The organism is Streptomyces sp. NPDC046557, from assembly GCF_040645975.1.
Classification (GTDB): Bacteria; Actinomycetota; Actinomycetes; order Streptomycetales; family Streptomycetaceae; genus Streptomyces.
In genome coordinates this window covers 43,748-65,225 of record NZ_JBEYZH010000029.1, presented here as the reverse complement: position 1 = coordinate 65,225, position 21,478 = coordinate 43,748, and the positions used below count along the sequence as shown (strand labels likewise).

General features: G+C 68.2%; 18 protein-coding genes and 5 pseudogenes. 9 read left to right on the top strand and 14 right to left on the bottom strand.

The genetic code is table 11. From position 1 onward, the window contains the following. From ABZ934_RS30060 to tgmA, 7 genes and pseudogenes are all read right to left on the bottom strand, one after another. Positions 1-97 (bottom strand): annotated as a pseudogene (locus ABZ934_RS30060) (IS5/IS1182 family transposase); the annotation flags it as partial. Positions 98-206: 109 nt separating this feature from the next. Beyond that, positions 207-530 carry a DUF427 domain-containing protein gene (locus ABZ934_RS30055; RefSeq protein WP_361319120.1) on the bottom strand — a complete coding sequence of 108 codons (324 nt, stop codon included), beginning with the start codon at positions 528-530 and terminating at the stop codon, positions 207-209. 405 nt (positions 531-935) lie between these two features. Then, positions 936-1,160 (bottom strand): annotated as a pseudogene (locus tag ABZ934_RS30050) (transposase); the annotation flags it as partial. An 87-nt stretch (positions 1,161-1,247) separates the two neighbouring features. Then, a complete protein-coding gene (locus ABZ934_RS30045) occupies positions 1,248-1,883 on the bottom strand; it encodes a VOC family protein (RefSeq protein ID WP_361319118.1) in 636 nt (211 codons plus the stop codon). A gap of 267 nt (positions 1,884-2,150) precedes the next feature. Further along, positions 2,151-3,317 carry an ATP-grasp peptide maturase system methyltransferase gene (gene tgmC, locus ABZ934_RS30040; protein WP_361319116.1) on the bottom strand — a complete coding sequence of 389 codons (1,167 nt, stop codon included), beginning with the start codon at positions 3,315-3,317 and terminating at the stop codon, positions 2,151-2,153. Beyond that, positions 3,310-4,281, bottom strand: a complete 972-nt coding sequence (gene tgmB / locus ABZ934_RS30035; protein WP_361319114.1) for an ATP-grasp ribosomal peptide maturase — start codon at positions 4,279-4,281, stop codon at positions 3,310-3,312. Before tgmB ends, tgmC begins: the two co-directional genes overlap by 8 nt. Next, entirely contained in the window at positions 4,281-4,544 is a 264-nt protein-coding gene (tgmA, locus tag ABZ934_RS30030; RefSeq protein ID WP_361319112.1) for a putative ATP-grasp-modified RiPP, read from the bottom strand. Before tgmA ends, tgmB begins: the two co-directional genes overlap by 1 nt. A gap of 309 nt (positions 4,545-4,853) precedes the next feature. Between tgmA and ABZ934_RS30025 the strand changes: the two genes are divergently transcribed. The 5 genes and pseudogenes from ABZ934_RS30025 (at position 4,854) to ABZ934_RS30005 (ending at position 13,082) form a co-directional block, all read left to right on the top strand. Continuing rightward, on the top strand, positions 4,854-5,126 hold the full coding sequence (locus tag ABZ934_RS30025) for a hypothetical protein (RefSeq protein ID WP_361319110.1): 273 nt from the start codon (positions 4,854-4,856) through the stop codon (positions 5,124-5,126). Then, positions 5,126-7,981: pseudogene (locus tag ABZ934_RS30020) on the top strand (putative T7SS-secreted protein); the annotation flags it as partial. The gene ABZ934_RS30025 and the pseudogene ABZ934_RS30020, both read left to right, overlap by 1 nt. A gap of 41 nt (positions 7,982-8,022) precedes the next feature. Continuing rightward, entirely contained in the window at positions 8,023-9,804 is a 1,782-nt protein-coding gene (locus tag ABZ934_RS30015; protein WP_361319108.1) for an RHS repeat-associated core domain-containing protein, read from the top strand. Positions 9,805-11,184: 1,380 nt separating this feature from the next. Then, a protein-coding gene (locus tag ABZ934_RS30010) for an IS5 family transposase (RefSeq protein WP_361319126.1) occupies positions 11,185-11,981 on the top strand; the annotation gives its coding sequence in 2 pieces (ribosomal slippage) (positions 11,185-11,520 and positions 11,523-11,981; 795 coding nt in all). A gap of 975 nt (positions 11,982-12,956) precedes the next feature. Beyond that, on the top strand, positions 12,957-13,082 hold the full coding sequence (locus tag ABZ934_RS30005; RefSeq protein ID WP_361319106.1) for a hypothetical protein: 126 nt from the start codon (positions 12,957-12,959) through the stop codon (positions 13,080-13,082). Between the two features lie 128 nt (positions 13,083-13,210). On the opposite strand, the gene ABZ934_RS30000 is transcribed toward ABZ934_RS30005, so the two are convergent. Next, entirely contained in the window at positions 13,211-13,687 is a 477-nt protein-coding gene (locus ABZ934_RS30000) for a hypothetical protein (protein WP_361319132.1), read from the bottom strand. 70 nt (positions 13,688-13,757) lie between these two features. Here ABZ934_RS30000 and ABZ934_RS29995 point away from each other — a divergent pair. Next, positions 13,758-14,083 (top strand): annotated as a pseudogene (locus ABZ934_RS29995) (hemerythrin domain-containing protein); the annotation flags it as partial. Positions 14,084-14,220: 137 nt separating this feature from the next. On the opposite strand, the gene ABZ934_RS29990 reads toward ABZ934_RS29995, so the two are convergent. Genes ABZ934_RS29990 through ABZ934_RS29980 form a run of 3 tightly spaced genes read right to left on the bottom strand, consistent with a single transcriptional unit; the run spans position 14,221 to position 15,361 of the window. Next, complete coding sequence (locus tag ABZ934_RS29990; RefSeq protein ID WP_361319104.1) at positions 14,221-14,787, bottom strand: cytochrome c oxidase assembly protein; 567 nt, start codon at positions 14,785-14,787, stop codon at positions 14,221-14,223. Between the two features lie 8 nt (positions 14,788-14,795). Further along, positions 14,796-14,933, bottom strand: a complete 138-nt coding sequence (locus ABZ934_RS29985) for a hypothetical protein (protein WP_361319102.1) — start codon at positions 14,931-14,933, stop codon at positions 14,796-14,798. Then, on the bottom strand, positions 14,930-15,361 hold the full coding sequence (locus ABZ934_RS29980) for a DUF2243 domain-containing protein (protein ID WP_361319100.1): 432 nt from the start codon (positions 15,359-15,361) through the stop codon (positions 14,930-14,932). Before ABZ934_RS29980 ends, ABZ934_RS29985 begins: the two co-directional genes overlap by 4 nt. Before the next feature lie 219 nt (positions 15,362-15,580). Here ABZ934_RS29980 and ABZ934_RS29975 point away from each other — a divergent pair, with 219 nt between their 5' ends. Next, on the top strand, positions 15,581-16,114 hold the full coding sequence (locus ABZ934_RS29975) for a hypothetical protein (RefSeq protein ID WP_361319098.1): 534 nt from the start codon (positions 15,581-15,583) through the stop codon (positions 16,112-16,114). A gap of 768 nt (positions 16,115-16,882) precedes the next feature. Here the strand turns inward: ABZ934_RS29975 and ABZ934_RS29970 are convergent. Further along, positions 16,883-17,527: a hypothetical protein gene (locus ABZ934_RS29970; protein ID WP_361319096.1), complete on the bottom strand. Its 645-nt coding sequence runs from the start codon at positions 17,525-17,527 to the stop codon at positions 16,883-16,885. A gap of 505 nt (positions 17,528-18,032) precedes the next feature. Between ABZ934_RS29970 and ABZ934_RS29965 the strand changes: the two genes are divergently transcribed. Both ABZ934_RS29965 and ABZ934_RS29960 read left to right on the top strand, forming a co-directional pair. Then, positions 18,033-18,968: a hypothetical protein gene (locus tag ABZ934_RS29965; protein ID WP_361319094.1), complete on the top strand. Its 936-nt coding sequence runs from the start codon at positions 18,033-18,035 to the stop codon at positions 18,966-18,968. Between the two features lie 1,251 nt (positions 18,969-20,219). Beyond that, complete coding sequence (locus ABZ934_RS29960; protein ID WP_361319092.1) at positions 20,220-20,399, top strand: hypothetical protein; 180 nt, start codon at positions 20,220-20,222, stop codon at positions 20,397-20,399. Between the two features lie 165 nt (positions 20,400-20,564). Here the strand turns inward: ABZ934_RS29960 and ABZ934_RS29955 are convergent, their stop codons facing one another. Both ABZ934_RS29955 and ABZ934_RS29950 read right to left on the bottom strand, forming a co-directional pair. After that, on the bottom strand, positions 20,565-20,960 hold the full coding sequence (locus ABZ934_RS29955; protein ID WP_361319130.1) for a helicase associated domain-containing protein: 396 nt from the start codon (positions 20,958-20,960) through the stop codon (positions 20,565-20,567). A gap of 40 nt (positions 20,961-21,000) precedes the next feature. Next, positions 21,001-21,144: pseudogene (locus ABZ934_RS29950) on the bottom strand (ATP-binding protein); the annotation flags it as partial. Between the last annotated feature and the right edge of the window lie 334 nt (positions 21,145-21,478).

The following is a 21,478-nucleotide window of genomic DNA, read 5'->3' as shown; positions in this document are numbered from 1 at the left end:
GGGCCGGTGGCAGCAACGGGGCCACCCGCTCCCACAGGTCGTCCGGAACAAGATCAGCACGCACCCGGACACCCTGCCGACCGAGATCGTCGAGCACAAGACCCGCAGCTCAACTCATTCTGAAACGATCAGTAAGGGCCGGTTCACCGGCTCACTCGGCGGGCGCGGCATCGGCAGCGGGGGAGCCGCAGGCCACCGCGGGTGGGTCAGAGGATCTCGGTGTCGTAGAAGCAGAGGTGGCCCTTGATCGCGGCGACGTCCGGCTTGGGGTCCGCGTATGCCCAGACGAGGTCGGTGGCCCCGGCTACGGACCAGTAGCCGGCGTCACCCTTGAACGGGCAGTAAGTAGTGGTGTCGGAGGGGGTCAGCAGGTCGGTGCGCACGTCCTCGGGTGGCAGGTAGTACCGCGGGGGGCAACCCGTCTCGCGCAGCACCAAGGGGCGCCGACTTTCGGCCAGCACCTGTCCGTCCTTCACGACGCGAACGTGCTCGGTGCCCTGTTCAATGGTGATGTCGTGTCCATGAGTCATACGCTCCTCAGCGCGCCTGACCGGGGAATTCTTCCCGCGATCCCTGCCGGGCGTCGTGGAACATCCGTCCTTGGGACAGACCAGGGGGTCGCCCGGGATTTCGGCAGCCCGACGGATCCCGGCCTCCTCAACCGGGCGGCGAACGCGCCGCACAATTCCCCGCGCCCCCGAAACCCCCTCTACCGCGTTCAGCGGCACGAAACATCGCCCTCTCCCGGCTCGCCGCACACGTCAAGCTCTACTACGAAGGCACCGCCATGCCCCGCGAGCGCCGCGCCCCCCATTCAAGCAGCGCAACCGAGTAGGAGCTGCCATGCAGATCGTTGTCGCTGGTCAGGGCTACGTAGGGCTCCCCCTGGCCGTGCGCGCCGCGGACGGACGGCCCCATGCAGCGAGGAGTATCTCCCAGGTGTCATCGACGGCCCGTCTGATAGGCCGCTTGTGAGTGGTCTGGGACGAGCCGAGCTCGTCGGGAGGGTCTTGCCAGGTCGAGCTGGTGCGGTACTTCCACGCGGTGGCCTCAAGAGTGCGGCGGTGGTCGGTCCATCGCCGCCTGCGGACCGGATCGGCCGGAATCAGGGGCTCGTTCCGGTCCCACATCGCATCGGTGATCACTGATCGGACAGATATATCCGATCAACTGACCAAACCATCAAAGAGACACGCGCAAGCCGGGACACCCCAGCCGGCCGCTCGCGCGGAGCAGTCGGGCGCTGTTCAGATCGTGACCGGGCCGTGGGCGGTGGCGAACTCGACCAAGACCAGGCCCGGTTCCTCATCCTCGACCCAGGTGACGTCGATCTGGTCGAGGGGGTGGTCGGCCGGTTCGCCGAGGAATTCAGCGATGGAGGCGGCGTCGCCGGCGATGGAGACCCCATGGATGGTGGTGGAGGTGCGCGGGTCAGCGCTCGGGCGTTCCTCGTTGCGGACCAACCACTGCAGGAAGTAAGGCAGTTGCGGGTCCTCCAACAGTTCCAGCAGGCCGATCTGCTTCCACCTCAGGTCGAACCCGTCGGGGCGGACACGGTGGCCCTCGGCCGAGGTGCGGCCAAGGCGGGCCTCGACTGGGGCGATGTCGTCGACGGAGACCACCCAACCGAGCCAACCGCCGCCCTCGGCGGCGCGGCGCGCGACCGCCTGGCCGAAGGGTGCGCGGTCGGCGGCGGGGTGGTCGAGTGTGGTGACGACCTCGACGTAGGTGCCGCCGCTCAGCGGGAGAATGAAATTGCGGGTGCCGAATCGCGGGTGCACGCCCCCGTCGACGAACCCGGCGCCGAGGGCTGATCCGATCCACTGGACGGTCGAGACGAAGCTGTCGCGGGCCACCGCATAGGACACGTGATCAAGTCGCACTGCGGCATCATCACCCGACAACTCGCACAAATCCCGACGCCACGCCAGCCGCCCCGGCCACGTCCGCCGTGGATTCAGCCGTGGAGCGGACCGATCATCGTCATCCCGGCGGAGGAGGCCCGGTCGAAGTCAGGCAGCAGCGCTGCCGCCTCGTCGAGGCCCACGACCCGCTCGATCAGCCGCTGTGGGCAAGCGCTGCTTCCACAGGATTTCGATCCGCATGCAGCACCATGCGCACGGCATTTCCAAGAGACAGGATCTGGTCGGTCAGCACAGCGGGTGCTGCCAGCACAGCGCCGAGGAGTCGCCGATCCAGTAGGTATGGGAGCGCTCGGTCACGCGGAGCTGAACCTCGGCGATAGCGGGCCGGCCGGCATCGCGCCAACGGCACAGCGCCCCCTCGATGTCGTCCCACAGGGCGACGGGGCCGCCTTGGCGTACGACCCAGTCCCCGCCTGACTGCACCAGTTCGGCGAATGCCTCCCGGTCCGGGTCGAAGAGGTAGACGAGGGCCCCACCGTCGCCGGCCCCAACCCGCAGGACTTGGGCCGTCGGGGCTTCCAGATGGGCCAGGAAGGCCGGCATCGGCTCATCGAGGTCGGTCGGGGCGATAAGGGCGCGCCGCTCAGTGTCCGGGTACGCCACGCGGGAGGACAGGTCTCCGGCGATCGCGGTGACGGCCTGCGAGCGTGCCTGCATGAAGTTGGCGTGGGCGACGAACCGCCCGTCGGCCGTCCCGTCGTCGTTCACGGTAACCTTGGCGAGGCCAGTCCCGGTGAGCAGTGATCCGACGGTGGCGAGGATGACGCCGCCCGGGCGCGTCTGTCGCACCCACGTGTAGGGGATGCGGCGGACCCCGCACGTGGCGATCACCCTGTCGTACGGGGCGCGGCAGGGCAGGCCCAGGAGGGCGTCCCCGGTGACGGTCCAGGTGGAATACCCGATCGCTTCCAGGGCTGCGTCCGCGCGGGCGGCGACCTCGGGGTCCACCTCGATCGTGGTGACGTTGTCCTCGCCCAGGCGGTGGCACATCAGGGCGGTGGAGTAGCCGGTCCCGGTGCCGATCTCCAGCACACGGTGCCCGTCCTCGACCCCCAGTTCCTCGATCATCTCCAACACCAGCTGCGGAACGGTGGACGACGAGGTCGGGATGCCGGGCACCGGGCCCGATGCCTGGTTGGCGGTGAGCTGATTGTCGAGCTGCGTGACGAGTGACTCATCGCAGTACGCGGTCCTGGTCCACTCCGCGGGGTCGGTGTTGGCGGCGGTCATCGGCCGCCAGAGATCGTTACCGGCGGGCAGGAAGACCCCCGGGTTCAGAAACAGCTCACGGGGGACCGCTTCTACGGCCTTCCGCCACGCCGGTGTCCGGATGGCGCCGGCGGCTTCGAGCCGATCGGCGAGAGCTTGTCGTTCGAGGCTGGTTTCAATCACGGGTGCTTCCTCCTTGGGCGAGTAGGTCAGCGAAGGCGGCTGACATGGGCATACCGGTGTTCTCCTCCAGCCAGCCCCACTGACCGTTGGGGTTCAGTTCCAGGAACCAGTACGTGCCAGCGCGGTCGACCGCGAGGTCAAAGCTCCCAGACACGAGGCCGAAGGTGTCGAGGAAAGTGCATAGAGCCGCTTCCAGGGGGGTGGGCAGGCTGATGACCGAATACGCCAGGGCGGAGTAGTCCCGCCGCCAGTCCAGGAGGTCGGACTCGATGCGCACGGCGAAGACGTGGTAGCCGACGATCAGAACCCGGACGTCGTACGCCTTCTCGACCCGCTCCTGAAAGAGGTGGGGAACGATGCGGACCCGGTCATCGATCTCGTCCGCAGTGACCTGCTCCGCCCACGACACGACGGGAGCGCCGTCGCGCTGGTAGAACGTTGCCCGCAACGTCTTGTGGATCACGGCGGCGTGAGCGGCGACGAACGCGCGTGCCTCGGTCGGGTCGTTGGTGATGAGCGTGGCTGGCACGGCGAGACCAAGCCGCTCGGCATGCGCAAGCTGGTGCGGCTTGTAGTCGGCCTCGGCGTTCCTGAAAGGGTGATTCACCCACAGGGGGCTGGCGAGGGCGTGCAGGACACCGCCGAGTCCGTACCGCGTCTGGGCCGCAGCGAACCGAGCGTCGTCCGGACTCAAATGCGGGAACGTCGGCCAGGTGGGCCGGCGCCAGTACACGGACCGTACCTCATCCAGACGGGCGTCTCTGGACGGCGTGAGCATCCGCCCGGCCGCGTGGGCCGGGCGGATGCCGTACCGAGCCGAGACCGTCAAGCCGTCGCAGATGTCGGCGGGATTGAACCTGATCACCGGCACACTGCGCCGGTTCAGTTCGGTGATGACCATGTCCGCGGTGACGTCGTCAGCCTCGGTGGCCACCAGGACGGGCCTCTCCTCGGTCGCACTCATCAGTCCTGCTGGCTGTCCTGGTCACTGCCCTGGTCGCCGGTCCCCTGACCCCCGTCAGGACTGGTCGAGGTTGTAGTGCCCGTGCCGCTGCTGGTGCCGTGCTGGCCCATCTCGACCACCCGGCCGTGCCGGTCGCGGCGGACACCGAGCTGGGTACCGGGGTCGATCGTGACGAAGGCGTGCGGGAGCTGCACGGTGGACGTGTAGGGGCTGAGTCGGCTACTGCCCCACGGGGCGACAGGCGCATAGGAGGTGGCGGACATGGGACTCCCATCGGTTGATGAACCCGATCCCGGGCGGGACCGGGAGTCAGTGGGTGCCGACGACGATCACGGCGAGGACGCTGAGCACGATCACGACGTATAGGAACTGGCGCGCGAACCCGCTCACCGGGCGCCAGCCCGGAATGCGGGCCGGCATGCGGGGTCGCCCGCATCGTGTGCCCAATCGTTCGGGCGCGCCCCGGGGGCCGAGTGCCGGACGATCTCGTGACCGCCGCCCGTGATGGGCCTGTCGCAACGGCAGCAGATCCGGCCAGCGGTGCCGCTCATGCCCGGGACCAGCTTCGCCGGGTGAGCGGTGAACTCGCGGCCGTCACTGCCGCGCACGTACGCCGTGGTGGCGAACCTCGTGAGACCGGCGAGCTGGCCGACAGGCTGTCCTGGGGCGACATCTTCAGCACCGATGTCTACAAGCCGGACTACAGCCCGCAGTCGGTTATCAAGAGCAACGAGGACATCGAGAAGATCTGGTCCGACACCAAGGACACAGTGACCTCGACGGGGAAGGTCCGCTCGATGAAGGACCTGCTCGAACAAGCCCAGAGCTATGGAGCGCAAGGCTGATGGGCTGGGGCGATTACATACCGGACTCCTTCGAGGACGCTGCCGAGGAGACCGCGGAGAAGCTCGGCGCCGTCGTCCAATGGGGCGGGAACAAGGTCGCCGACCTTGCCGACGACGTCGGCCTCGACGACGCCGGGGACTGGATCCGCGACAAGAGCCGCTCCGCCGCCAACCAACTCGGCGCGAATGTCGCCGAACTCGAACTCGGCCAAACCGAGGATCCGAAGAAGCTGGTCTACGGCAGCGTCGCGAAGATCCGCGCACAGGTCTCACACCTGAACGATTTCCAGACGGCGTTCGAGTCGGTCGGCAACGGCCTGAAGACCATGACCGATCCCGACGGCTTGAAGGGCAAAGCGGCGGAAGCATTCGCCAAAGCGGTGGCCAAGCAGCCGCCGCGCTGGTTCAAGGCGGCGGACGCGTTCGGGAAGGCCGCGGACGCCATGGGCCGCTTCGCCGAGACCGTCGAATGGGCCCAGGCCAGGGCCAAGGAGGCCCTGGAGGACTACAACCAGGCCAAAAAGGCATCCCAGGACGCCTACAACGCCCACAAGAAACTCGTCGACACCTACAACGACGCCATCCGGGCCAAGCGGGACCACCTGCCACCGCGCCCTTCCGAAACCTACGACGACCCCGGTCCAGCCATGGCCACCGCCGCGCAGGACAAACTCGACAACGCCCGCAAGCAGCGAAACGAGCAGGCCCAAGCCGCCGCCGTGGCCGTCCGCGCGGCCCGCGACGCCGCCCCACCCAAGCCCTCCTACACCGAACAGTTCAAAAACGGCCTGGTCTACAACAGCCTTGCCATGACTCACTTGGCGGGCGGCGTGATCAAGGGCACCGCCGGCACGCTGGACTTCGCCCGGGGCCTGAACCCGTACGACCCCTACAACCTCACCCACCCCGCCGAGTACGCGACGAGCCTCAACTCGACGGCCGCAGGCCTGGTCACCACGATCAACGACCCGTGGGGCGCCGGCAAGCAGTTCCTCGACGAGTTCATGAAGGACTCCAACGAAGGCATCGGCAAGATGCTTCCGCAGCTCATCGGCTCCAAGGGACTCGATGCCTTCAAAGAGGCCGGTTCCGTTGCCAAACCCCTCAATGACGTCAAGCACCTCGACGACGCAAAAGGCCCCGGCCGGCGTGCGAATGACGCGGACGGCCCGCACAAGGGTGAGCGACCCGACTACGAGAAGCGGGTCGACGGGACTGACCCGGTCGACCTGGCCACCGGCCGGATGTTCCTGCCGCAGACCGATATCGTGCTGCCCGGAACTTTGCCGCTGGCGTTCACCCGACGCGCGGAGTCGGGATACACCTGCGGCCGCTGGTTCGGCCCGACATGGGCATCAACGATCGACCAGCACCTGGAGATCGATGCCGAAGGCGCCGTGCTCGTCACCGAGGACGGCCTTATCGTGGCGTATCCGCATCCGGCCCCTGGCGTCGCAGTCCTACCACTGTCCGCCTCCGCGCCACCCTGCCCCCTGGAACGCACCCCGGACGGCGATTGGACGCTCACCGACCCCAACACTGGGCACGTCCGCCGTTTCGCCCCGGCCGCCGGCGATCCGGACGGCGACGGCATCGCCCCGATCGCGCAACTCGACGACCGCAACGGTAACCTCGTCACCTTCGAGTACGACGAACACGGCACCCCGCTCGGAATCACCCACTCCGGCGGCTATCGACTCAGGTTCGATAACGCCGACGGCCGCATCACCGCCCTCTACCTCCACGGCGGCCCGCGCGTCCTTGGCTACGGGTACACCGAGGGGAACCTTACGGAGGTCATCAACTCTTCCGGACTTCCGCTGCGCTTCACCTACGACGACCGCGCTCGCATCACCTCTTGGACCGACACCAACGACCGGTCCTACACGTACGTGTACGACGAGCAGAACCGTTGCATCGCAGAGGGAGGCGACGAGGGGCACATGGTGTTGCGCCTGGCCTACGACGCCGTCGACGAGGCGACGGGCCACCACGTGACTGAAGCCGTTACGGGCGAGGGCCATACTCGCCGGTACCTCGTCGATGAAACCTACCGGATCGTGGCTGACATCGATCCGCTCGGCCACATCACTCGCTATGCGCGCGACCGCCGCAACCGGCTCCTCGCTCGGACGGATCCGCTCGGGCGCACTACCACGTACGGTTATGACGAAGACGGCAACCTGGTCAGTATCGTGCGTGCCGACGGTCGCGAAAGTACAGCGCGACACAACGAGCTCGGCCTGCCTGTCCACATCAGGCGGGGCGACGGCCAAGTTGTCCGGTACACCTATGACGACCACGCGAACGGTGTCTCGACCACCGACTCGCTGGGCAGGACCACCCGCGCCACCTACGACGAGGCAGGTGGTCTCACCTCCGTCACCGACCCCCTCGGCAACACGACCAGCATCCGCTGTGACCGCGCCGGGCTTCCCGTAGAGGTCACAGATCCGCTCGGTGCCACCACTTACTTCGTACGGGATGCCTTCGGCCGTCCCACCGCCATCACCGACGCTGCGGGTGCCACCACGCACCTGCAGTGGACCGTCGAAGGCCGACTCGCCCGTCGCACTCACGCGGATGGCGCCGTCGAAAGGTGGGCGTGGGACGGAGAGGGGAGCTGCACCAGCCACACCGACCGACTCGGCGGGGTCACCCGTTTCGAGTACACCGAGTTTGATGTGCTTACAGCCCGCACGGGACCTGACGGCGTCCGCCATGCCTTCCGCCACGATGCCGAACTGCGCCTGACGGAGGTTACCAATCCGCAGGGCATGACCTCGAGCTACGCCTACGACCCAGCCGGACGCCTCACCTCCGAGACGGACTTCGACGACCGTACGATCACCTACACCTACGAGCCCACTGGAACTCTCGCTTCCCGCACCAACGGTTGGGCCAGACAATCACGTTCGAACGCAACGCACTCGATCAGATCATCCGCAAGGACGCGGACGGCAGCGCTACCACCTACGCCTACGACCTCACGGACCAGCTCGCCCACGCACAAGGCCCCGACGGGACGACGGTCACCCTGCTGCGCGACCGCGAGGGCAGAGTCCTGGAGGAGACCGTCAGCGGTCGCAGGCTGACCTACACCTATGACGATTTGGGGCGGCGTACTGGCCGCACGACGCCGACCGGCGCGACATCGACGTGGAGTTACGACGGCGCCGGTCGCCGCATGGCGATGACCACTGCCGGCCGCCGCATGGAGTTCACCTACGACACGGCGGGCCGCGAGGTGACGCGCCGAATCGGTGACTCCCTCGTCTTGGACCACGCCTTCGACTCCGCCGGGCGCCTCACGGCCCAGACCGTAACCGGCCGGGCTGACGTCCGCGTACGGCACCGCAACTACAGCTATCGGGCCGACGGCCACCTCACTGCGGTCGACGACATAGCAGGCGGACGGCAGGAGTACGAGCTTGACCCGGCCGGTCGGGTCACTGCGGTCCACGCAGTCGGCTGGAGCGAGACCTACGCCTACGACCAGGCCGGAAACCAGACGTTCGCCTCCTGGCCGACGGACCATCCCGGCAGCGAGACGATCGGTGAGCGCACCTACGAGAGCAACCGGATCACGCGAGCGGGTGCCGTGCGCTACGAGCATGACCGGCTTGGCCGCGTCACCGTGCGGCGCAAGACCCGTCTCTCCCGGCAACCGGACATATGGCGCTACGTATGGGACGCCGAGGACCGTCTCATCACGGCGAGCACTCCCGACGGCACCCTGTGGCGCTACCTCTACGACCCCTTCGGGCGCCGCATGGCAAAGCTGCGTCTGGCAGCGGATGGCCAGAGCGTTGAGGAACGGATCGACTTCACCTGGGACGGGAACACACTATGCGAGCAGACCAGTAGCTCCAGCGCGCAACCGCACCTCGTCGTCATCACCTGGGACCACCAGGACATCCGCCCCATAGCCCAGACGGAACGCATCCTCGACGCGTCGCGGGAAGAGGTGGATTCCCGCTTCTTCGCAATCGTCACCGACCTGATAGGACCCCCCACCGAGCTGATCGACGAGTCCGGCGACGTGGCATGGCACACCCGTTCCACGCTGTGGGGCCTCACCACCTGGGCAGCGAACAGTACCGCCTACACCGCTCTCCGCTTCCCGGGCCAGTACGCCGACCTGGAGACCGGCCTCCACTACAACTACTTCCGCCACTACGACCCCGAGAACGCCCGCTATCTCACCTCGGACCCTCTCGGCCTCACCCCGGCGCCGAACCCCTTCACCTATGTGGCGAACCCGCACGCTTGGACGGACTACCTGGGACTGGCCCCGGACTACGTCCCGATCTACCGCACACCCAAGGGGGCCCATGCCCAGTACGAGCTGGACCACGGGCCGAATCCTGCCAACCATCAGCCAGGGGTGGACATCGGTGGTGGAGTCATCTCGGACGGCAAGATCTACTTTGGTGAACATGCTGTGGCTGCCGAGTACGCTGGTCCGACAGGAGTGAACTTCGCCAGAGGAATGGTCAAATACGAAATGCACCCGTCATTCCTTGAAGAATTTGGCGGCCACGCAAAAATCCATGACACCAAGGGGCCTGGTGGCCAGCCACGGATCGAATTTGAGATACCGGTAGAGAAACTCGACCGCTTTAATGAACTGACACTTAATCGCAGTTGGGTTAGGATATTTGGAGGGCCGAAGTGACATTTCACCAGCATCAGGAACTTGACGTGACGATCACCGGAGTCGCCTCCGTCGGTTCGAGGGTGGAAGTGGATGGATCTGAGGGAGTATTCGGGTTCATTGACCAGGTGAAGCACCCGTCATGGTGGGATGAAAACGTGGCGCCGCCGCAGGCAGGGGACAAGCTCCACGTCTGTGTTCTGGACCCAACCCGAGAGCCGTATCCTCGTTTCAGCGCGCTGCAGGACGACATTGACATCGCCCGGCACCTGCGAGGTGATGCATAGAGTTCGCGGTGTGGCCCGGCGACACCCCGTAAGAGGTACGCGGCGGGGTACTGGGCTGGGCGATCCTCCCAACTCGTGCCTCGGGCTCAAGGCGAAGGAGTACCGGGCCCGCCCTCGGGGTGGCTGAGAAGCGGGCCTGGGCCGGCCGCGTGGCGGCCTGGGATAGCGGGGGAGAGATAGCCGCGCTCGCGGGCTGCCTTGATCCATGGTGCGGGCCATTCGGCGAGCCGCCGCCTGCCTCCAGGGAACCGCCGGAACCAATGCGAGCGGGCCCCTAGGCTCAGATCCCGCGCCCGCGGCATCCACGTCGCGGGACACCGGCTGGCATGAGGGGCTCGATGGCACCCACGAAAGATCGCCAGGGCAAACGAGGATCTGGCCCGGCTCATCAAACAAGCCGGGGCGAGCCACAATCCCTGGCCGCGCAGATCAACAAGATCGGGGCCGCAGCGGGTGTGCCACTCCGGTACGAGCACACCAGTGTCGCCAGATGGGTCAATCTCGGAATGATCTCCCGCGGCCGCACACCCGAATTCCTGGCCGCTGCGCTGGGCGAACGCCTCGGCAGGGCGGTAAGCGTGGACGAAATCGGTATGTACTGCAGGTCGGGCGGAAATCCTGACATGGGGTTGGATTTCGCCCGCGACCCGTCGATGCCATCCGCGTCGCCGCCACCTACTGGAGAACCGTGGACCGCTCCACGCCAGCTCATCAGCAACGGCTTCGCCATCGCAGCCTTCGGCACCCCCGTCACCCGCTGGCTCGCCAAGCCGACCGACGCCCCGACCGCGCACGAAGGCGGCCGACAGGTCGGCCGTAGCGACCTCGACGAACTGTGGAAGGCCGCCGACGAAGCCCGTCTGTGGGACTCCCGCTTCGGCGGAGGGAACTGGAAAGCCAGCTCCGTCACCGAATGTCTGCGCCTGAACGCCGCACCATTGCTGACCGGCACCTACACCGAGACCATCGGGCGCGAGCTATTCGCGGCGACCGCCGAGCTGTCCCGGGTCGTGGGCTGGTCAGCGGTCGACACCGGCCACCACGACGTCGCCCAGCGCCACTTCGTCCAAGACGGCGTCTCATTTGGGCTGTTCGATAGTCTGGTGTCGTGGGGATTGTCGAGCGGCTGGTGCCTGATGAGTTGTGGGAGTTGTTCGAGCGGGTGGTGCCGCCCGCTCCGTCGCGGCCGCAGGGCGGTGGCCGGCGGCGGTACGGCGACCGCGAAGTTCTGGCGGCGATCATCTTCGTGGCGACGTCGGGCTGCACTTGGCGGCAGTTGCCGCCGTCGTTCGGGCCCTCGGGGCCGACGGCCCACCGGCGGTTCACCGAGTGGAGCAAGGCCCGGGTGTGGGCCGAGCTCCACCGTCTGGTCCTGGACGAATTGGGCAGGCGCGGTGACCTTGACTGGTCCCGGTGCGCGATCGACTCGGTGAACATGCGCGCGATGAAAGGGGGGACCTGACGGGTCCGAATCCTGTGGATCGGGGCAAGAAAGGCTCAAAGATCCACTTGATCACCGAGCGGACCGGTCTGCCCCTGTCCATCGGTATCTCCGGCGCCAACCTCCACGACAGCCAGGCCCTCGAACCCCTCGTCCGCGGCATCCGACCGATCCGCTCCCGCCGCGGGCCCCGCCGACGTCGGCCCGCCAAACTGCACGCGGACAAGGGCTACGACTATGACCACCTGCGACGATGGTTACGCCGACGCGGCATCACCCACCGCATCGCCCGCAAAGGCATCGAGTCTTCCCAGCGGCTGGGCCGGCACCGCTGGACGATCGAACGCACCATGGCCTGGCTCGCCGGCTGCCGTCGACTGCACCGACGCTACGAACGCAAAGCCGAGCACTTCCTGGCCTTCACCAGCATCGCCTGCACTCTCATCTGCTACCGCCGACTCACCAAATGAGACCATCTCTTAGCCCCTGCGGTGTGCGAGCTACGGCAGTGGCCAATTCGTGCAGGCGGAAGGGGGCTGGACATTTACACCTCAAGCTTTCGGTGCCCTTGTCGGCGAGATTGCCCCTTTACTTCCAGCCGAGAGTGCAGCGATCTTCCTCCTCTTGAGGGGGCTCTGCGCGGTCCGGGCCTTTGTGGCACGCGGATCTTACCGACCCGAGTGTGAGAGACGCGTCATCGGCTGGAGCTGTAGAGGCGATCACGACGTTCACCCGCGCACTGACCCCGCCTCCAGCCACGCACCTCGTCAGGAATTGACGGCTCGCTTTGTCTTCGCTGGCACAGTCCGCGGCACACGACGACGACTGGCGGGTCGGTCAAGGAACCGAAGCCAAGGAGTCAGGAGTCTCGCTCCGTGTGGCGCTGCCGCATGTCCTTCACGAGTGTATACACGGCACTTACGAGAACCACAGATCCAAGCACAAGCCAAAGGACGGATCCTCCGGAACGATACACTTGCATGCTAGCTATGAGGAAGATCGAGCTGGCAAGGATACCGAAGGCTGAGATTGCAACACTGATGCGGTTAGTCACGCATACATCATCAACGACATTGTCGGGCGATGGAAGCGATCCGACCCAGCCGCCTCCTGTTGGTCGCCTGCCTGCGTCAAGGCTTGCGTCTCGCCCGCGACCACCGCCTCACCGACCTGGGCTGGCTCACCACCACCCCCGCCTACGCCTACACCGACGACTCCGTCTGGGAGCCCCTCGGGCCGCCGCCTGCCGGCGCATACTGCGTCGTGGCTCCTGCCCGGTCCCGACGGCCCCCGCCTGCAGCGCGCCGCGCAGCGCACGGTGACGCTGCGACAGACGGACGGGCTCCTCGCTGATCTGCGGCGCCCGCCCATCGACGTGAGCGTCGTCCAGTACACCGCTGAGGGTTTGACCGGCCGCGGGCCCGTCGGTATGGCTCGCCACGATCATGGCGCCCGGCGAGAGCGCCCGGCTGATGGGGTGGCCTCCCCCCTGGGAACACGGCAGCCCGCTGCAGAACCTGGTGCTCCAGCTGCTGTCCTCGCTCGTGGGCAAGAGCACCGACACCCAGTGACCTCACGGCCCGGCGGCTGAACAGCCGGCCAGGGTGAAATCGGGGCCCGGGCCACTTGTGGTCCGGGCCCCGATCCGTGTGCGGTCCGTGCCCACGAGCCTCGCCTCGGCGCCGCGATGTGGTTGCGGCTATCCGACTCCGGACCGCCCCAATGGGGCGATCATCGCCACCGCCGCCCCCGATCGGTGGATCGGCGAGCCCGTCCGCGTCCTCGACCTGACGCCCGGACGCTGCGACCGGATTACCCGTCGGCGCGAAGGCGGGCCTGGCGGTCCCGGACGAGGTGATGCCAGCGGCTGCGCACGGCTTCGGCCCCATCGAGCCAGTGCGCGCAGGACGGGTCGGGAAAGGGGAAGGCCGCCCATGTAGTGGGCGATGTCGGCGTAATAGCCGTAGTCGCCGGCCCGGGCGAGCTCGCGTAGCCGGTCGATGACGGCGCGGACCTTGTCGTGCTCGCCGAGGACGGCGTGGTGAAAGGCGAGAGCGAGCTCGAGAACGGCTTCGGCCGCGGTGATGCCCGCCTCCCGGATCTCGGCGAGCAGATCCCGGGCCGCTTCGAGGCCGCGCAGGGTGCCGGCGTCGCGGACGAGCCCGGCGATCCTCACGGTGAAGCCGGTGGCGCGAAGGTCGAGGCCGGTGAGGAGCTGCTCTGCGAGGTGGAGCTCGTCATCCGCGGTGCCCGAGCTTCAAACCCCGCAGGCCGGCGACGACAACGCTCCCGACACCGACGTGGTCGCACTCCTACTGCGCCAGCACAGAGACATCCGCAACCTCTTCGACGAGGTCGAGGCGACGACGGGGGAGGGACGCCGCGACGCCTTCCACCGCCTGGTGCGCCTGCTGGCCGTCCACGAGACGGCGGAGGAGGAAGTCGTCCACCCCTTGCCCGGCGCGCTCTGGCCGGCGGCCCGGAAATCGTCCAGGACCGCCTCGCGGAAGAGAAGTCCGCCAAGGAGACCTTGGCGGCGCTCGAAGACCTCGACACCCAGGACCCGGCGTTCATTCGAAGCCCTTCTGGGAGGGCAGTGCCCTCAAATACACCCCCGTCTGCTCCTGTCGGGACTCGATCGGGGAAATCGGGCGGCCCAAGGAGCGGCAGGAGCCGCCGGCCGCTGATGCGCTCTGCCGGTCCCGGGGATCAGCGCCCCGCGGAGAGAACCGGTGCCGCGGCCGTGTGGCGGGCGTAGTTTCGGCCGGTGCTGATGTACCACTGGACGGCCACCGCGGCGGCGAGGGCGAGTTCGGTCAGGTCGCCGCCGTAGTACATCAACTGGGCACCGGTATGCAGGTCCGCGGAGCCGAAGGCGGTGCCGGGGGGCGTCGAGACGTACAGGCTCTTGGCGAGGGCGGCGTGAGCGGTGCCGCCGGCCAACAGGGTGGCGCCCCGCAGGGTCAGGCCGTGTCGGTGACGGACCGGGTCGAACTGGCAGACGGCAAAAGTGAACAGCAGTCCGGCGGCCAGCACGTGCGCGTGCACGGCGATGTGCAGCAAAGGCCGCTCCGTGGCGGCCGCGAACAGGCCGGTGCGGTAGAGCAGCCACAATCCACCGAAATCGAGCAGCGCCGCCGCCGGCGGGAACACCATCCACCGCACGGGCCCGCAAAATGCCATGGCCGGCAGGCCCCGCCGTAAGGGGCTGGGCGGCAGGGTCCGCAGAACCAGGGTGAGCGGGCGAGCGAGGACGAGCAGCAGAGGGGCTGCCATGCCGACAATCAAGTGCTGCACCCCAGACGGGCAGCGGCCACCACATAGGCGGCGGCCGCGAGCAGCGCGGCCACCGCGATGACCTGTTCGGCCACACCTATGCCGGCCGGGAGGGCCGGAGCCGGGTGGATGTGTGTCGGCGTCACGACGCCAACCCCCGCCTGGGGTGGCGGCCTGCGACCACGGCGAGGACGGCGCCGATGACGAGCAGTGCGAGGCCGGCGAGGTTCCAGGCCCAGTCGTAGGGGGTGATATCCACCCCGTAGCGCACCTGATGCAGGCGCAGCAGCTTGTGGTCCACGACGCTGTCGAAGAGCTGGAAGGCGCCCAGACCGAGGAAGAAACCGGCCCACGCGTGGGCCGGGGCCAGGGCGCGGCGTCGGCGCAGATCGGCAAAGAGAACAAAGCCCGCCACCAGTGCCAGCAGTTCTCCGCTGTGCAGCAGACCGTCGGAGAACAAACCGACGCCTGTGGTGGAGCGGTCGTAGAAGTGGTGCCATCCCAGGAGCTGGTGGAAGACGATCTCATCAAAAGACGCCATCACGGCGACGCCGATCAGCGCGCACACCGCCATCGACCTGCTTGGATGTGGGCGCCATTCGGTAGACCGTCGGGCCGACTGGCTCATGTAGAGGGCTGCCTTCCGTGGGGTGCCGTTGTCCGCGGCGTACATCTACCCCACCCGGGCACGCTGAGCCGCCCAACAGCGGCATCCGGGTGAGCGGGACTGGCAACGGGATGCACCTGTCCGGCTGAGGGGCATTGCGGTGACACCCGGGGGTACCCGTCAGACATGATCAAGCGCATGTTGTGGCAGGGTCTCGTAGCCGGCACCGCCGGAGGCTTGGTGATGACGCTCGGGGAGAAGATCGAGCAGACGCTCACGGGTCGGCCCGACTCCCACGTCCCCGCGCGCGTTCTCGAGAGACTGACCGGCATGCGGGAACACGCCGGCAAGCAGCCTCTTGCCGTCAACTGGGCCATGCACTTCGGCCAAGCCGCCCTCCTCGGCGTCCTGCGCTCAGTCATGGCCAACGTCGGCCTCCGCGGGCCGGTGGCCTCGGCGCAGTTCACCATCGTCCGCCTCACCAACGACCAAATCCTGGAGAACGCCACCGGAGTCGGCGCCCCGCCCCAGACCTGGCCCCGCAGAGAGCTGGTGGTGGACCTCCTGCACAAGGCCGTATACGCCTTCGCCACCGGCGCCGTCGCCGATGCACTCGCCGCCCGCAACGGCCCCGGTCCCGGTCGACGCCATGCAGCCCTGCGCCCAGGTCGGCATGCCGGCGTCGGCCCCTTGCCCCGCAAGAACTCCTACAGCCGGTAGCCGGCGCTCAAGCCCTCTGGCAATCCGGCACCCGGTGCAGGTCGTCCCGCACCGGCCGTTGTATTGGCACCCAATAGCGAGGTGGCGGGCAGAGCGCCACAACGGACTGTCAGGAAGCGTCGACGGCCTGACATCGTAAAACGAAATACAACGCTTGCGGTTACTTTGTGTCCGCAGAGAAATGCCTGGGGCAACGTTGTGCAGTCCGCCCCGCTCCTGAAGCCGCCCGTCATTCGGAGAAGCTTTGCGCAGCACTTTCGACCGGTTTCAGCGCACCTTCGAGGAACGCGCCCAACGCCTCGGCAATGCGAAATGCGAAAGCCGTGTCCGCCCGAGGCTGCCGACGTCAGTGGGTCCGTGTTTCCCGCGGTGACCGCAAGGACGAGAAGCCGGCCGGGGAACCACCGGCTCGCCGCCGCCCGTGCGAAGAGGGCGGGGAGCGGGGCAAGAAAGAGGGCGGCGGAAGGAAAAGATCGCCGAGGACCTCGCCTGGGCCGGAGTGGGCTGGACGGGCGTGCCCCCGGGCCGACGTCCGGAGCCGCTCACGACGACCCCGCAAGTGGCTCATCCAGGCCCTCAAGGGATGGCTGCAGTCTGAAACGGCTACCCCGGATGCCCTCTGTACGGCCGCTCAGGGCATCCGTTCGGCTCTGGCTAAAAATAAGGGCCTGCCGGTGGTGAGCGTGGACGCGAAGAGGGAGCTCCTGGCCCTCCAGAATGGCGGTATCGGGGCGGCTTCCGTCGTGGGCTCGTGCGGTGAGGCTGGGGCTACAGGCCGCCGCGCTTGCTCGGGAACGACTGCAGTGTGGCCACGGTCGTGTCCGGGTGGCCTTCCTCGACCAGTTGCACGGGCTGCTCCAGCGAGTACGCGTCCCCCTTCGCCGGGTACGAGGACGTAGTGCCGCGCAGGATCATCGGGTTCTTGGAGTGGAGTACGAGGGTTGCCTGCCCGGGGCGCTCGATGGCTGCGGTGAACGTGATGACGTCGCGCTCCTCATACGTGGGCGGGTTTGCCTGGGTGAGTGTGAAGGTGCTCTGCGGGTCGGTGTCGATGTTGCTCTGCTCGAACGTGACGATGCTGGGTCCGTCGCCGTGGCCGCCAATGCCCGGCAGGTCTGCGGCGACCCGGAAGCCGACGGTACGCAGCCGCACGCTGTGGTCCGGGTCGGTCGCACTGGCCTCGACGCGTTGCTTGATGCCGCCTTGGAAGTCCAAGGAGACCAGGGCGGTGCCGATCTGGAACTGGGCGTTGGTGGCCGTCATGGAGGAAGGCACCTCCGCGCCGATGGGCGGCAGGCCGTTGGCGCGCAGGGCTGGCGCTGCCTCAGCCCCGCTGCCGGCCAGCAGGGGGCAGGCCACGAGGGTGATGGCGGACAGGCAGACGGCGAGCTTCGGGCGCAGACGGGGGAACATGCGGGGCCTCCTGGCCTTCGACGAGACGTGACAGCGGCAGCGGAGCGAGGCCGGGCACGGGCGAGCCCGAGGGGCCGGGGGTGAACCGCTCACACGCTGGGAAACGGACAGGCTGGGCCGGGGCTACGGCCACCGGAGCAAGATCACTCAGATGAGACCCCATCCGGTGTCTGGAGAAGCCACGGTCCACCTGGCCATAGCCGACCTGAGCCGCCTCACCGGCGAAGCCACCGTCTCGTAGGGCGACACGACACAGCGGGATGGAGTCTTCGTTCCGGGATGAAACACGGAGAAAAATGACTTGGAGGGTGCGGTGCGCGGGGGCGGCTCGGCGCAGGGGCGTCCGGTTGGCCGTATTGGTCTTGGGGTGCCGTTTCTGGCAGGGACCGTCCACCGAGTTCTCGTTCGTGTGAACTCACCCCGGAAAAGAGTGAATTCGGAAGGTTCGTCATGATGTCTGAGCGATCATGGGGCCCTCACTCGGGGAACTCGCGAACAGGACGTCATGACGAAGTTGCAGCGCAAGATCATGGGGGCGGCCGCAACGGCCGTCCTGTTGACCGCAGGGCTCGGCGCCGCTCCTGCGCAGGCTGCACCCGAGCCTGGCAGGAAAGTCTTCGATCAGCCCGGGTACACCGAATTCACCCTCCCGCAGGGCGTGGACACGTTCACCGTGTTCCTGGTCGGCGGCGGTGGGGGTGGCGGGGGCGGTGGCATCTACGCGCTGACGTACGGCACCGGCGGCGGCGGTGGGGGTGGCGGGGCCGCAGGAATCGCGAAGTGCACCATCAGTGGCCTCGGGAGCGGGCCGAAGATCGGCGTGCGTGTCGGGGGCGCCGGCGGCGGCGGCCCCAAGGGGGTCGAAGGCCATCAGTACAAGGGAACGGGCGGTTCGGGCGGCTACGGCGGCGGGAACAACGGCAGCCCGGGCAACACGAACGACGGCGGCGGCGGGGGCGGCGGAGGCGGCGGGGGGAACTCGGCTGTGTTCACCTCACAGGCGAGCCTGCTCGGCCTGGCTGGCGGCGGCGGAGGAGGCGGCGGGGGCGGGGGCTTCGCGAAGGGCGTCGGTCCCCGGCCCGGCGGGAGCGGCGGCAGCGGAGCCGGCGGCGGCGGCAGCTCCCACACCCACGCCGGCCTCGGTGGTGCCGAAGGGCTCGGCGACCGGCCCGAGACGATCGGCGGGCACGCGGGCGGCGGCGGCGGATACTTGTGTGACGCCCCCTGGGGAATCAGCTCCGACGGGATCGGCGCAGTCGGTGGCAAGGGCGGTGACGCGAGCAACCTCGACAGCGGCGGCGGCGGTGGACGTGGCACCCTCACCGACCTCCCGGAGGAGATCCCGGCGACCGCGGGCCAGGGCGCCCCGGGCGGCGTGGGTGGCACCGACCACAAGAACGGCGAACTCGGCGGCAACGGATACGTAGTCCTGACCTGGTAAAACGCACGCACCGGCCCCCTCCGGCGCTGGCATGTCTCCGCTTTCAGCACCCCCACCCCGGCCGGCGGCCGCGGGGAACAGCGGTACAGCAATCGGCTCTGAGGTTGATCATGGTCTAGGTGGTTGGGGCTGGCTCACCGCCGGTGCCGCCGACTGGGGGCCTGTACATCCCCGTGCACCGCAACCCCGTGACCGGCGTCGTCCTGGCTGAGGTGCGGGTCACCGCACCTCAGCCAGCGGTAGACGCCAACGACCCAGCGCGGGTGCAACATCGCAGTGCAACAACGGCGCACGTTGCGTGCGTGACCTGCTGGGGAACTCCGGACCAGGCTTTCGGGACCTGTGTTGCATCACCATGTTGCAGCGTGACCGACAGCACGAGGCCCCGGGATTCTGGCCGGACTCCCGGGGCTCTTCGCGTCGGTGTTTCCAGTCCCGCACGAAAGCTGAGCGCGCACGTTGTGCTCCCGGCCTTCAGGGTGAGCGAGCCGGGATGGTATGACTACGTTGCGTGATCTTGCGTGACGGTTTAGTGCCGGGGGTGCAGTGTGACGGGGCGCTTGAGCCAGGTAGAGACGGAGCAAGGCCCGTCTTCGAGGGCTTTCCGGAGCTGAAATCGCCAGCGGTCGCCGCGCCGCCTCCCCGCTCTTCAGCCCGGCCCACTCACCGCGGGTCAGGTCCCGGCGGATCGCCCGGTGCAAGGTGGAGAGCGACGGTACCGCGGGCGCGTCCGGACTCTTGGCCGCCTGCTGCAGCAGGCGGCGTGGACCCAGGAGGCGTTCCCGCCCCACAGCGCCAGTAGCCGCCGGACCTCCGTGGTGACCGTGAAGTGCGACGATTCCACCCGCGCGAGGCGATGATCCTCCCAGGCGGAGGCGAGCCACCGCCACACCGTCCGTTCCGACTTCACCAACGCTTGTGCCACCAAGCACACGTGCGCGGCCGTCAGCTCTCCCCGCCCGTCGAGGTCCAGTAGCCGGCACATTGCCGCCCCCGCCCCGACCGGGGCTCGAATACGGCCGCCGGCCCGCCTTTGGGATCACCGCCACGCCTGCCCGGCATCATGGCTCCTTTCCATGAGCACCGGACGGCACGCTCTGCCGCCCTGCCCCCAGGTATGCCAGGCGTTCGGCATCCAACTGTCCGGTATCGGCGTACGACTGACAGCGGCCATCGCCATCCGGTACGGCCTGGGAGCGCCCCGGCGCGTGTGAGGATCAACGCCCCGGCTCGGACGAGTTCGCCCGCACCTTGCGCGGGGTCAGCCTCGCCTCGCGAGCCCTCGCGTCACGCCCGGGCACCGAGGACCCCGCACGGCTGCGGTACGACGACGTCACCGCGGTGGTCGAGGCGTTCCGCACCGCCCTCAACGCCTGCGCCGCATGCATCGACAGGACCTTCAAGCAGCCCCCACCAGCCCGCGCCGCATGATCTGCAAAGAGAACACCGCATGCTGAGGCCTGACCGCGCACTGGCAATGGGCACGAGGGACGCCGACCGTACGCCGCGCCTGGGGTGGACCGAGAGCCGGCGGGCTCGGCCACGTACGGCGTCCGCCGGCAGGGTCATGCGGCTACCGCCGTGCCCCCGCCCCCGCTACCGCGCCCAGTCCACGCCGAGTTCGGCGAGGGCTGCGAGCTGCGCCTGGTCGAGGCGGTCGCGGCGGCCCTTGACGCTCCCGATCCAGATCCCGGTGCGGTGCTCGGTCCCGTCGGACAGGACCTGCACGACGCCGCGCCCCGGCAGTCGGCCCTCCCGTGCGATGTACTGCGCGAGCGCCTCCAGACTCTTGTGGAACGCCCCGCCGCCCGTGCCCGGCCCGGAGGCCACGGCGGCCTTCGCGGGAATCTTACCTGCCCGTACGGCCTTCTGCGGCTTCACGCCCAGCTTGCCGAGCCTGCGCTGCTGCTCCTCGTTCAGTTTGCTGAAGTCGCGTCGTTGGGTGGTGAGCCAGCGTCCGACGTCCTCGCCGTGCAGGGTGACCCCGGGCACGATGTCCGCGAGCCGGCGCCGTCTGCGAGGAGCTGGGTGAGGTGAGGACGATGTGGGCGTGGTGCAGAAGCCGGTCGACGGCGGCGGTGGCCAGCGTCTCGGGCATGATCGAGTCGAAGCCTGAGGGGTACAGGTTCGAGGTGACGATCACGGACCGGCGTTCGTAGGCGGCGTCGACCGTTCGACGACCCATCGGTGGCGGCCGAGCCGCCAGGCTCATCCTTGGCCCGCTATGACGTGGTCTCCGGCACGCCGCAGCTGCTTCTCCTCGGCCGCCACGACGTCCAGGGTCGGCTGCACGCGATGGGCCGGACGGTCCCGCTGCGCCCCGGACGCGGCCCGGCAGGTCGGGGAGCACCTGCCACCTGGGCCGGCCCGGCGCATCCGCGGGCGGGGGTCCGCCGCCGGTGGGGGAAGCGCAGTGCAGGGTTGGGGGCCTTGGATAGGTCGATGTATCACCACTGATGGCTGTCTGTATATAGAACCTAACTCCATGGCCACTGCAAAGGGTGACTGTT

Bases quoted from the DNA above. Each gene is read 5' to 3' on its own strand.
- ABZ934_RS30055 (WP_361319120.1), bottom strand. From the start codon at position 530: ATGACTCATGGACACGACATCACCATTGAACAGGGCACCGAGCACGTT.
- tgmB (WP_361319114.1), bottom strand. From the start codon at position 4,281: ATGAGTGCGACCGAGGAGAGGCCCGTCCTGGTGGCCACCGAGGCTGAC.
- tgmA (WP_361319112.1), bottom strand. From the start codon at position 4,544: ATGTCCGCCACCTCCTATGCGCCTGTCGCCCCGTGGGGCAGTAGCCGA.
- ABZ934_RS30005 (WP_361319106.1), top strand. From the start codon at position 12,957: ATGGCGCCCGGCGAGAGCGCCCGGCTGATGGGGTGGCCTCCCCCCTGG.
- ABZ934_RS29990 (WP_361319104.1), bottom strand. From the start codon at position 14,787: ATGGCAGCCCCTCTGCTGCTCGTCCTCGCTCGCCCGCTCACCCTGGTT.
- ABZ934_RS29980 (WP_361319100.1), bottom strand. From the start codon at position 15,361: ATGGCGGTGTGCGCGCTGATCGGCGTCGCCGTGATGGCGTCTTTTGAT.
- ABZ934_RS29975 (WP_361319098.1), top strand. From the start codon at position 15,581: ATGATCAAGCGCATGTTGTGGCAGGGTCTCGTAGCCGGCACCGCCGGA.
- ABZ934_RS29970 (WP_361319096.1), bottom strand. From the start codon at position 17,527: ATGTTCCCCCGTCTGCGCCCGAAGCTCGCCGTCTGCCTGTCCGCCATC.
- ABZ934_RS29965 (WP_361319094.1), top strand. From the start codon at position 18,033: ATGACGAAGTTGCAGCGCAAGATCATGGGGGCGGCCGCAACGGCCGTC.